An 11,860-nucleotide genomic window follows, 5' to 3' on the forward strand; every position below is an offset into this window, starting at 1 on the left:
GATAATCCGACGCATCTTATCTATTCAGTTTCAGCTGGTCAAGATAGCTTTTCATGGCGGAATTGCCGCGCGCTCTCGATGCTGCATCGCTGCCGTATTCGATGCTGTGGGTCACTGTCGTCCCCGGGAATCTCTCCGCCATCCATGAACTGCAATTCGCTCCTGTACTGCAGGGTTCTCTCTCCGTATAGAGTTCCCGTATGCGGGACGGTTCCCCCTCTCTCAGGAACGGTGTTCCGATCATTCGTTCCGAGTGTCTGAACCCATTGCTGCGGCCCACCAGGATGAAGTCTCCGCTGCCGTCCGCGCCGGTCACTCGCGCGGACGCGTAGTTGTTGCTCGTGAAATCTCCGTCGGCGTTCCTGGTGCCGTAACTGCGGTCCGCGTGGCGGGCGAGCCGGGTGGCCTCGGAGAGGTCGGTGGTGCCCACCGCGACCTGCGAGGACGAGGCCGTCGGCCGTGGATCGGTGCGTCCCTCGCTCTTGTTCTTCAGCTTGGCGTGCTGTTCACCCGGTTTCGGGCGGCCGATCGAGGAGCTGTCGAGCCCGAGCTTCGCGCGGTCGGCGTCGGTCAGCTCCGAGTGGGTGCGGTCGGGGTTCAGCCGGCGGATGCTCCCGTCGTCGGCCATGTGGTAGACGGGCGTCGACTCGGTTCTGGGGCGTTTGGCGAGCCGCTCCAGCTCCGCCGCGTGCTTCGCGTCGTTCTCCACATGGTTGTTCGCGACCCGCTTCAGCCGCTTCCCGGTGTCGTGGTAGAGATCCTTGACGGCCTTGCCGACGTCCTGCCCGACGGCTTTGCCCGTCCGCTGCGCGGCGTGCTCCAGCGCCTTGACGATCTGGTTGGTCACTCGAAGCTCACCCCCGACAGCCGGGACGTGAACTCCTCTGCGTGCGCGGCCACCTTCTCGGCGTGCCCGTGCATCAACTCGGCGCGGGCGTGCACCTGTTCCGGGTCGATGGAGAAGCCGGTCCCCGCGCCGCCCCCGCCCGCGGGCACGCCCGCCGCCGACTCCGCCGCCTGGAAGACCAGCCCGCTGACCGCCCGGCCGACCGTCTCCACCAGCGGCTCCACGGCCGCCTCGATGACCTGGCCGATGATGTACTGCTCGAGCTGCTGCTCCAGGTAGTCCATCAGCTTCTCCGCGGCCTCCACGACCAGCACCTCGGCCGCCTCCGCGAGTCCGAGGGTCGCCACCGCCGCCGCCTGGTCCGCGATGAACGTGGCCGCCAGCACCACCAGTTCGGCGATCGCCTCGACCTTCATGCCGACGATGACGTCCGCCGCCACGTCCAGCGCGGTCGCCACCGCGTGGCAGGCCGTCAGCAGCTCGGACATGTGGTCGGAGGAGAGCTGGGACCACTTCGCCAGCAGCGCCTCGTAGGAGGCGCCCTGGTACACGTCGGCCATCTTCGTCAGCGTCGCCGAGGAATCCTGGTGCGTCTCGTCCAGCTTCTCCGCGAAGTCCCGCACGTGGGAGGCGAACTCACGGACCTTGTCCTCATTCACGCTCGGCCAGTTCACCCCGATGAACTGGAGGAAGGAAACGACTTCTTCAGGCAGCTCGACAGCCACAGCGCCCCCGCTTGGAGACAGTGAAACACCAGCTCCGCACGGTAGTTCGGGGACGGCAACGGTAGGGCAAACGCAGGCTGCGGAAAGCTTCAACCACGCTTAAGAGATGGTCATTCGGCGCGGCGCCGGTCCGCGCCCGGCACCGGCCTGCTCGCCCCTGCCAGGATCCAGCCCTCCACCGCCTCGTACTGCCGCTGCTGCTGAGCCGCCTTCCTGGGCGGGGTCAGCACCGTGCCCAGCCAGCCGAAGAGGAAGCCCAGGGGGATCGAGACGATGCCGGTGGTGGTGAACGGGAACCAGTTCAGGTCGTGGCCGGGGAAGGCCGACGTCGGGGAGCCCGAGACCAGGTTGGAGCCCGTCATCAGGATCAGGCAGGCCGTGGTGCCGCCGAGCAGGGTCCACAGCAGGCCCGCCCGCGTGTAGCGGCGCCAGAAGAGGCTGTAGACCAGGGCGGGGGCCAGGGCGGAGGCGCCCAGACAGAAGGAAAGGGTGGACAGCGGCTGGAGGTTGCGGTGCTGGACCAGGGTGGCCAGGAGGATGGCGGGGGCGCCGACGGCGAGGGCCGAGATCCGGGCCACCTTCAGCTCCCTGCGCGGGGTCGGCTGGCTCCTGCCGTACGCGAACACGTCGTGGGCCAGGGAGTTGGCGCAGGCCAGGATCATGCCCGCCACCGAGGCCAGCAGGGTCAGGAAGATGGCCGTGGTGACCGCCGTGAAGAGCAGGGCCTCCGCCGTCGAGAGCGTCGCCCCGAACGCCGCGCGCGCTCCGAGCAGGAAGGCCGTGTTGCCCTGCGCGCTGGCCGCCACGATCCCCGTACGGCCCACCAGCGCCGCCGCGCCGACCCCGAGCACCGCGATGACCAGCACGAAGACGCCGACCGCGGAGACCGCCCAGGACATCGAGCGGCGCACCTCGCGGGCGTTGCGCGCGGTATACATGCGCATCGTGACGTGCGGGAGCGCGGCGCCGCCGAGCACCACGGTCAGCTCCGAGCTGATCATGTCCAGGCGGGGGAAGCTGCTGCCCGTGAACTGCAGGCCCGAGGTGAGGTAGGCGCGGCCCGCGCCGCTGCGGGTGGCCGCCTGGGCGAGCAGGGCGCCCGGGTCCCAGTCGAAGCGGTGCAGGATCACCGCCGCGACGGCGATGCCCGAACCCAGCAGCATCACGATCTTGAAGATCTGGATGACGGCGGTGCCCTTCATGCCGCCGATCGCCGCGTAGCTGATCATGAGCCCGCCGACGCCGATCACGCAGACCGTCTTGAAGGTCTCGTTGCTGAAGCCCAGGAGGAAAGCCAGCAGGTCGCCCGCGCCCGCGAGCTGGACCAGCATGAGCGGGATGAGGGCGGCCAGCGTCACCGCGCAGGCCGCCATGCGCGCCGACCGCCCCGGCATCCGGCGCGCGAGGACGTCTCCCATGGTGAACAGGCCCGCGTTGCGCAGCGGTTCGGCCAGCAGGAACATCAGCAGCATCAGCGAGAGCGCCGTGCTGAGGGCGAGGACCACCCCGTCGTAGCCGACCAGCGCGATGATGCCGGTGGTGGACAGGACGGTCGCCGCGGAGATGTAGTCGCCCGCGATGGCCAGCCCGTTGCGCATCGGCGTCAGCCGGCCGAAGCCCGTGTAGAACTCCTCCAGGTCGTCGCGCTCGGGGCTGGTGACGATGCACAGCAGCAGCGTGGCCGTCGCCACCGCCGTGAACGCGGCCAGGGACATGGACTCGGCCGAGGTGTCCACCAGCGCGTTCACCTCCGGCCGCCGATCCGGCGCAGCCGGTGGGCCAGCGGATCGACGCGCCGCCGGGCCGTGCGCTCGTAGAGGACCAGTGCCAGGCAGGTGACGGGGAGCTGGAGCAGGCCGATGAGCAGCCCCGAGGAGAGGCCGCCGGTGACGGAGCGGTTCATCAGGTCCGGGGCGAACGCCGACAGGAGCAGGAAGAGCGTGAAGTAGCCGAGCGCGGTGAGCGTGGCGACGCGGCGCTGCCAGCGGTAGGCGGTGCGCAGCAGCCGGAGGTCGCCGGTGGGTCCGGAGGGCGGTGGCAGGTCGGGGTGTCGGGGGAGGCGGTGGGTGTGTGCCTGGGGTGGGCGGTACGGCATCCCGGTCTCCTTGCCTGGCTCGGGTCCGCCGGGGACGGGTGGACCGCAGGGAGGGGCGTGGGGAGCCGGAACGTTACTCGTAGGTAGGCGAGTTGGGGGAGGGTTTGAACGAAACGGCCGTTCGTGGACCGATTCGCCGTGACCGGACCACGGCTCTCGTCGTGGCTGGTCGTGCGGTTCCCCGCGCCCCCGAAAGGCCTGCGGCCCTCAGCTCGGGCGGGGCTTCGGGCTCGCGGGGGTGGGGGTCGGGGACGTCGGCTTCGGGGGCGCGGTGGGGAGGACCGGGAAGCGGCGCGGGGCCAGGGTGATGAGGACGGCCAGGGCCACCGCCGCCGCGCAGGCCGCGCCCACGTAGACGGCGTCGACGGCCGCGTCGATCGCCTGCCGCACCCCGTCCGCGCCGGTGTCGCGGGCCACCGAGTCGAGGTCGGCGCCCGCGCCGAGCCGGTGGGAGATCACGCCGTTGGCGACGGCGCCGAAGACGGCCGCGCCGACCGTCTGGCCGATCTGCCGGTAGAAGAGGATCGACGCGGTGGCCGTGCCGCGCTCCGCCCAGCCCACCGTGGACTGCACGCCGATGATGAGCGGCAGCTGGAACAGGCCGAGCGCCGCCCCGAGCAGCAGACTCAGCAGCGTCGGCTGCCAGACCGCGCCGGGGAAGGGCAGCAGCGGGAACGCGACGAGCAGCCCGAGCGCCGCCGTCATCCCGATCAGCGCCGTGTTCCGGAAGCCGATCCTGCGGTACACGTGCTGGCTGAGCGCCGCCGAGACCGGCCAGCTCAGCGTCATCACCGACAGCACGAACCCGGCGGCCGTCGGGGACAGGCCGAGCACCGACTGCGCGTACGTGGGCAGGAACGTGGTCGGCGCCACCATCAGCAGCCCCATCGCGCACAGCGCCAGATTGACCGCCGCGATGGTGCGCCGCCGCCACACCCACCCGGGCAGGACGGGCTCCGCCGCCCTCCGCTCGATCAGCACGACCGCGCCGATCAGCGCAACGCCCGTACAGAGCAGGGCGATCGACGTGCCCGAGCCCCAGGCCCACGCGACGCCGCCCTGCACCAGCCAGGTCAGCAGCACCCCGCCCGCCGCGAACACCGCGAGCGCGCCCGCCCAGTCGACCCGCGGGCGCGCCGCGGCCCGACGGGCCGGCTCGTGCAGATGCCGTGCGACGAGGAACAGCGCGACCACGCCGATCGGCAGGTTGATCAGGAAGATCCAGCGCCAGCCCGCCGTCGACGCGAGCAGCCCGCCGAGCGCCGGGCCGAGGACGGACGACGTCGCCCACACCGTCGACAACCTGGCCTGGATCCTGGGTCGTTGTTCCAGCGGGTACAGGTCGGCGGCCAGCGTCTGGACGGTGCCCTGGATCGCGCCGCCGCCCAGCCCCTGGACCACCCGGAAGGCGATGAGCGCGGCCATGTTCCAGGCGCTCGCGCACAGCAGCGAGCCGATCAGGAACAGCACGCTGCCCGCGATCAGGACGGGCTTGCGGCCGAGGGTGTCCGACAGCTTGCCGTACACCGGCAGCGTGACCGTCACCGCGAGCAGGTACCCGGAGAACAGCCACGAGAAGACCGAGAAGCCGCCGAGGTCCCCGACGATCTGCGGCACCGCCGTGGAGACGATCGTGGAGTCGAGCGCGGCCAGCGCCATGGACATCATCAGCGCGGCGACCACCGCTGTCTTCTTCTCCGGCATGTGTTCCCCCTGCACGTATCTCCCGGCAGGAGCTTATGCGGGTGGAGTCGACCCTGAGTAGGGCTCCACCGAGGGGTGGACTCCCCCTAGGGGTGCCTCCGTAGACCGGACCGGGGGCGGTTCGTCCCGCTGGAGGAGGAGCGGGGCGGGGGTTCTTCCTACCGTCGAGGGGTGGGGTTTTCCCCCGGGAAAGACGGTGACTTCCACCAGGGCGCCCGGGCCCCCGCGTCACCAGACTTGAACTGTTCTCGCGGACCGCCGTGAGGATTCGTATCCGGCATAGGAGAGAAACCGTGACAACGGCTGTGAGCATTCCCAGGACCGGGGGCACTGGCGGGCGAACGGCCGTTGCCGCGCGGGCGCGGCAGGTCGTGAAGGCGTACGGGTCCGGGGAGACCCGCGTCGTGGCGCTCGACCACGTCGACGTGGACATCGCGCGGGGACAGTTCACCGCGATCATGGGCCCGTCGGGCTCCGGCAAGTCCACGCTCATGCACTGCCTCGCCGGGCTCGACACCGTGACCGGCGGCCAGATCTACCTCGACGAGACCGAGATCACCGGCCTCAAGGACAAGAAGCTCACGCAGCTGCGCCGGGACCGGATCGGCTTCATCTTCCAGGCGTTCAACCTGCTCCCGACGCTGAACGCGCTGGAGAACATCACGCTTCCGATGGACATCGCGGGCCGCAGGCCGGACCGCCAGTGGCTGGACCGGGTCGTGGAGACCGTCGGCCTCGCCGGACGGCTCAAGCACCGGCCCACCCAGCTCTCCGGAGGCCAGCAGCAGCGCGTCGCCGTGGCCAGGGCGCTCGCCGCGCGGCCCGAGATCATCTTCGGTGACGAGCCGACCGGAAACCTCGACTCGCGGGCCGGCGCCGAGGTCCTCGGCTTCCTGCGCCGCTCGGTCGACGAACTCGGCCAGACGATCGTGATGGTCACCCACGACCCGGTGGCCGCCGCCTACGCCGACCGCGTCCTGTACCTGGCCGACGGCCGCATCGTCGACGAGATGCACCGCCCGACCGCCGACGCCGTCCTGGACCGCATGAAGGACTTCGACTCCCGGGGCCGTACGTCATGAGTGCCAACACCGTCCTGAAGACGTCGCTGCGCAACTTCCTCGCGCACAAGGGCCGGATGGCCCTCTCCGCGATCGCCGTGCTGCTGTCCGTCGCGTTCGTCAGCGGGACGCTCGTGTTCACGGACACGATGGACAAGACCTTCGACAAGCTGTTCACGGCCACGTCCTCGGACGTCACGGTCAGCCCGAAGGGCTCCGAGGCCGAGGGCAGCGCGACCGGCCGGCCCGAGTCGCTGCCCGCCTCCGCCGTCGCCGCCGTGGCGAAGGCGAAGGGCGTCAAGTCGGCCGAGGGCGCGGTCAGTTCGATGAACGTGACCGTCGTCGACGCCGAGAACAAGAACATGGGGTCCGAGAACGGCGCCCCGACCATCGCGGGCAACTGGACCAGGAACGACCTCCGCTCCATGGAGATCGCCTCCGGGCACGCCCCGCGCGGCCCGACCGAGGTCATGGTCGACTCCGACACCGCGCAGAAGCACCACCTCAAGCTGGGCGACGAGCTGCGCACCATCGCCGCCACCGGTGACATCGAGGCGCGGATCGTCGGCATCGCCGCCTTCACCGTCACCAACCCCGGCGCGGCCGTCGTCTACTTCGACACCGCCACCGCCCAGCGCGAACTCATCGGCAGGACGGGGCAGTTCACGCAGATCAACGTGGCCGCCGCGTCCGGCTACACCGACGCGCAGGTCAAGGCGAACATCAAGGACACGCTCACCACCCCGTACAAGCTCCAGACGCAGGCGGAGGCCGCGGAGGCCAACGCCTCCGACGTCTCCTCCTTCATGGACGTCATCAAGTACGCGCTGCTCGGCTTCGCCGGGATCGCGTTCCTGGTCGGCATCTTCCTGATCATCAACACGTTCTCGATGCTGGTCGCCCAGCGCACCCGCGAGATCGGCCTGATGCGCGCCATCGGGTCGAGCCGCAAGCAGGTCAACCGGTCGGTCCTCGTCGAGGCGCTGCTGCTCGGTGTCGTCGGCTCCGTGGTCGGTGTCGGCGCCGGAGTGGGCCTCGCCGTCGGCCTGATGAAGCTGATGTCCGCCGCGGGCATGGACCTGTCCACGAACGACCTCACCGTGAAGTGGACGACCCCCGCGATCGGCCTGCTGCTCGGCATCGTCGTCACCGTCCTCGCCGCCTACCTGCCCGCCCGCCGGGCCGGCAAGGTCTCCCCGATGGCCGCCTTGCGCGACGCGGGCACCCCCGCCGACACCAGGGCCGGAGCCGTCCGCGCCGTCCTCGGCATCCTCCTCACGGGCGGCGGCGGATACGCGCTCTACCTCGCCACCCAGGCCGACAAGGCGAGCCAGGGCTCGCTGTGGCTCGGCGCCGGCATCGTCGCCTCGCTGATCGGCTTCGTCGTCGTCGGACCGCTCCTCGCCGGGCTCGTCGTCCGCGTCATCAGCGCCGTACTGCTCCGCTTCTTCGGCCCCGTGGGACGGATGGCCGAGCGCAACGCGCTGCGCAACCCGCGCCGTACCGGCGCCACCGGCGCGGCCCTGATGATCGGCCTCGCGCTCGTCGCCTGCCTCTCCGTCGTCGGCTCCTCGATGGTCGCCTCGGCCACCGACCAGCTCGACAAGTCGGTCGGCGCGGACTTCATCGTCGAACCCAGCAACGGCGCCATCACCCCGCAGGCCGCCGCCGCCCTGAAGAAGGTCACGGCGTCCGGCGACCTCGACCACGTCACCGAGGTCAAGTACGTCAAGACGACGCTGACCGCGCCCGACGGCACCGAGGAGGAGGAAGAGCTGGTCGCGGCCAGCCCGTCCTACGCCCAGGACCTGCGCCGCGAGGCCACCTCCGGTGAACTGGCCGCCGCCTACGGCACGAACGCCATGTCGGTCGGCTCCGGCTTCGCCGAGCAGACCGGCGTCAAGGTCGGCGACGTGATGACGGTCGCCTTCGACCACGGCCGGACCGCGAGGCTCAAGGTCGCGGCGATCACCTCCGACGACACCGTCTTCGACAAGGGCGCGATGTACACCAACATCGCGACCGCGACCCGGTACCTGCCGAAGGACCGCGTGCCGCTGAACGGGATGATGTTCGCCAAGGCCGCCGACGGCAAGGCCGACCAGGCGTACGCGGCGCTCAAGAAGTCCGTCGCCGCCGACCCGACCGTCAAGGTCAAGGACCAGACCGACTACAAGCAGACCCTCAAGGACCAGATCGGCCAGCTCCTCAACATGATCTACGGGCTGCTCGCCCTCGCGATCATCGTCGCGGTGCTCGGCGTCGTGAACACCCTGGCCCTGTCGGTCGTCGAGCGCACCAGGGAGATCGGCCTGATGCGGGCCATCGGTCTCTCCCGCCGCCAGCTGCGCCGCATGATCCGCCTGGAGTCCGTGGTCATCGCCCTCTTCGGCGCCCTGCTCGGTCTCGGCCTCGGCATGGGCTGGGGCGCGACCGCCCAGAAGCTCCTCGCCCTGGAGGGCCTGGGCGTCCTGGAGATCCCCTGGCCGACCATCCTCTCGGTCTTCGTCGGCTCGGCCTTCGTGGGACTGTTCGCGGCGCTGGTCCCGGCCTTCCGGGCGGGCCGGATGAACGTCCTGAACGCGATCGCGACAGACTGACGCGTTCTGTTCCAGGCAGACGGCTCCCGGCGCACCCACCGTGCGCCGGGAGCCGCTCGTCTGTCCCGGAAGGTATGGCCTGCGGGGGAAAATCCCTGCTGACAGGAAACCTCCCCTATTTCAGACATGCGCAATTAGTAGCCATATCTCAATTCTTCTGGCTCCACGGGGCGTTCAGGCCCTAATGTCTGACCCGGAGGGGCGAACGCCGAGAGGCGTTCAACATTCATGCAATGCAGGGGGGTTGAGGGGGAGTGCTCTCGTCTTCGACCGCGGTCACCCGCGCCGCCGATGCCATCGGCCATGAGCTGCGGGAATCCGGGGGACCGAGAGCGCGGGCGGCGGACGGGTCCAGAGCGCGCCGGCGGTGAGCCGACGCTCCCGCGTCCGCATCAGCAATTCACTTTTCCGCGCCCGTATGCCGGTCCTCTCTCGATCTTTCCGGTCTCCACCGGTCCTTCCAGGCCCTTCGCGGGTCCTTTCAGGCCGGCTCCGGGCGCGTTCCTGTGCCGTTTCCGCCTGCGCGGGCCAGAGGGCCGCGCATTCGACCGGGAGACGAATTCGCCATGTCAAGGATCTTCATCGTCGGTTCCGGCGTCGTCGGTACCGCCACCGGCAAGGGCCTGCTTCGTGCCGATCACGAGGTGACCTTCGTCGACGTGTCGGCCCCCCGCCTGGACCACCTGCGGTCCCAGGGACTCGACGCCCACGACTCGCTCGACCTGAAGGGGGCGCCCGACGCCTTCATCTTCCTGACGCTGCCCACCCCGAGCACCGGCCACGGCTACGACCTGTCCGCCTTCCAGGACGGCACCGCCGCGGTCGGCCGGGCGCTGGCCGACGCCACCGCCCCGCACGTCGTCGTGGTCCGCTCGACCGTGCCGCCCGGCACCGCCGAGGGCGTGGTGAAGCCGCTCCTGGAGAAGTACTCGGGCCGCACGTCCGGCGAGGACTTCACGCTCGCCAGCAACCCGGAGTTCCTGCGCGCCGCCTCCGCCGTCGAGGACTTCCGCCATCCCTGGATGACGGTGATCGCCGCCCGCAGCACCCGCACCCGCGAGCGGCTCGCCGCGCTCCTCGCCCCGTTCGGCGGGGAGATCCGCTTCTTCACCGACCCGGCCGAGGCCGAGTTCGTGAAGTGCGCCCACAACATCTACAACGCGACGAAGATCAGCTTCTGGAACGAGATGTGGCTGGTCAGCCGCACGCTCGGCCTCGATCTGGACCCGATCGCACAGACCGTCGCCCGCTCCGCCGAAGCCTCGTACAACCCGTACTACGGCATCCGCGGCGGCAGCCCGTACGGCGGTGTCTGCCTGCCCAAGGACACCCGCGGGTTCCTCGCGCTCGCCGACGGCCTCGGGGTCGACATGCCCCTGCTCACGGCGGTCGTCAAGGTCAACGAGGTGCTCTCCGCCTCCAGTCTCGGCCGGCCCTGACCGCCGCTCGCGGTCTCACCACGAGGACGGACACGGATCATGAGCAGATTCCTCGACTTCTTCTTCGACAGCGCGCACGGCGCACTCGGTGAACTCCGCTACTACCTCGTCTACCTGCCGCTGGGCATCATCGGCCTGGTCCGCTGGGCCTCCTGGCTGCTGCGGCGGGTGCCGGCGGCGCTGTACCGGCCGGCCCGCGGCGAGTACCGGGCCACGCTCGGCGTCGTCGTCCCCGTCTACCAGGAGGACCCGGAGATCCTCCGCCTCGCCATCGAGTCCTGGCTGGCGAACGAGGTCGACGAGGTGGTCCTGGTCATCGACGTCACCGACGACGTCTGTCGCCGGGTGGCGGAGGGCTACCCGGTCACCGTGCTCGTCACCGACGTCCCCGGCAAGCGCGACGCCCTGCGGCGGGGCTGGGAGGCCTGCCGGTCGGAGCTGGTCGCGCTCGTCGACTCCGACACGATCTGGGCCGACGACGTGGCGGCCGAGGTCCGCAGGCCGTTCGCCGACCCGCGCGTCGGCGGGGTCGGCACCCGGCAGAACGTCTACAACCCGCGCGGGTTCCTCCAGCGGGTCAACGACATGTTCCTCGACTACCGGTACTTCGACGAGAACGCCGCGCAGACCGTCCTCGGCCGCGCCGTCTCCTGCCTGTCGGGGCGCACCGCCGTCTACCGGCGCGCCCTGCTCCTGGAGGTCTCCGACGACTTCATGAGCGAGACCTTCCTCGGGGTGCCGTGCATGTCCGGCGACGACAAGCGGCTGACCACCCTCGTCCTGGAGCGCGGGCACCGCACCTACATGCAGCGCTCCGCACGGGTCTGGTCGACGTTCCCCGGCGCCCTGCGCGTCTTCTGCAAGCAGCGGCTGCGGTGGGCCCGCAACACCTGGCGCTCCGATCTGAGAGCGCTGTCCAGGCGCTGGGTCTGGCGGCACCCGTTCCTCGCCTACAGCATGATCGACAAGAGCGTCAGCAGCTTCACCCTGCTGCTGTCACCGTTCTTCATGACGTACGCGATCGTCCGCCAGGACTGGTTCTTCGTCGCCTGTCTGGGCGCCTGGTGGTGGGTCAGCCGGTCGATGAAGATGCTGCCGCACCTCGTCCGCCGGCCGACGTCGGTGCTGCTGGTGCCGGGCTTCGTGGTGATGTCGTTCCTGATGGCCGTCATCAAGATCTGCGCCCTGCTCACCGTCCGCCGCCAGCGCTGGCTCACGCGTCAGGTCTCGGTGGAGAACGGGGTCGTGGTCCGTACGGCACCGGCCGCCGGGGCGTCCGCGTCGTCGTCCGGAGCGGGGGCGGCGGTGTGAGGGGGCGTCGTGGGGTGCCCGCGCCTTTGACGGGTTGTCGTTCGGCCGACGGCCGGCGGGGCTTCTCGCGCAGTTCCC

Annotated in this window: 9 protein-coding genes; 4 read left to right on the forward strand and 5 right to left on the reverse strand. The window is 70.3% G+C overall.

Features of this window, described 5'->3' with window-relative positions:
- Window positions 1-16: 16 nt before the first annotated feature.
- The 5 genes from ABT127_RS01990 to ABT127_RS02010 all read right to left on the reverse strand — a co-directional run bounded on the left by ABT127_RS01990 (window position 17) and on the right by ABT127_RS02010 (window position 5,371).
- Window positions 17-847 carry a nucleic acid/nucleotide deaminase domain-containing protein gene (locus tag ABT127_RS01990; protein ID WP_351443917.1) on the reverse strand — a complete coding sequence of 277 codons (831 nt, stop codon included), beginning with the start codon at window positions 845-847 and terminating at the stop codon, window positions 17-19.
- Window positions 844-1,572: a WXG100-like domain-containing protein gene (locus tag ABT127_RS01995; protein ID WP_502971608.1), complete on the reverse strand. Its 729-nt coding sequence runs from the start codon at window positions 1,570-1,572 to the stop codon at window positions 844-846. Before ABT127_RS01995 ends, ABT127_RS01990 begins: the two co-directional genes overlap by 4 nt.
- 110 nt (window positions 1,573-1,682) lie before the next feature.
- A complete protein-coding gene (locus tag ABT127_RS02000; RefSeq protein ID WP_351444052.1) occupies window positions 1,683-3,287 on the reverse strand; it encodes a sodium/solute symporter in 1,605 nt (534 codons plus the stop codon).
- Between the two features lie 29 nt (window positions 3,288-3,316).
- Entirely contained in the window at window positions 3,317-3,667 is a 351-nt protein-coding gene (locus ABT127_RS02005) for a DUF485 domain-containing protein (protein WP_351443920.1), read from the reverse strand.
- A gap of 207 nt (window positions 3,668-3,874) precedes the next feature.
- The gene (locus ABT127_RS02010) at window positions 3,875-5,371 is read right to left on the reverse strand and encodes an MFS transporter (protein WP_351443921.1); all 1,497 of its coding nucleotides are present in this window, start codon (window positions 5,369-5,371) and stop codon (window positions 3,875-3,877) included.
- Between the two features lie 293 nt (window positions 5,372-5,664).
- Between ABT127_RS02010 and ABT127_RS02015 the strand changes: the two genes are divergently transcribed.
- From ABT127_RS02015 to ABT127_RS02030, 4 genes are all read left to right on the forward strand, one after another.
- The gene (locus tag ABT127_RS02015) at window positions 5,665-6,453 is read left to right on the forward strand and encodes an ABC transporter ATP-binding protein (protein WP_351443922.1); all 789 of its coding nucleotides are present in this window, start codon (window positions 5,665-5,667) and stop codon (window positions 6,451-6,453) included.
- Window positions 6,450-9,032 (forward strand): ABC transporter permease, encoded by a 2,583-nt coding sequence (locus tag ABT127_RS02020; protein WP_351443923.1) that lies wholly within the window; start codon window positions 6,450-6,452, stop codon window positions 9,030-9,032. The genes ABT127_RS02015 and ABT127_RS02020 overlap by 4 nt, the downstream gene beginning before the upstream one ends.
- 566 nt (window positions 9,033-9,598) lie before the next feature.
- Window positions 9,599-10,471 carry a 2-dehydropantoate 2-reductase N-terminal domain-containing protein gene (locus ABT127_RS02025; RefSeq protein ID WP_351443925.1) on the forward strand — a complete coding sequence of 291 codons (873 nt, stop codon included), beginning with the start codon at window positions 9,599-9,601 and terminating at the stop codon, window positions 10,469-10,471.
- Between the two features lie 39 nt (window positions 10,472-10,510).
- Complete coding sequence (locus ABT127_RS02030; RefSeq protein ID WP_351443926.1) at window positions 10,511-11,782, forward strand: glycosyltransferase; 1,272 nt, start codon at window positions 10,511-10,513, stop codon at window positions 11,780-11,782.
- Window positions 11,783-11,860 lie beyond the last annotated feature (78 nt).

Source organism: Streptomyces sp. NPDC001904 (assembly GCF_040297005.1).
GTDB lineage: Bacteria > Actinomycetota > Actinomycetes > Streptomycetales > Streptomycetaceae > Streptomyces.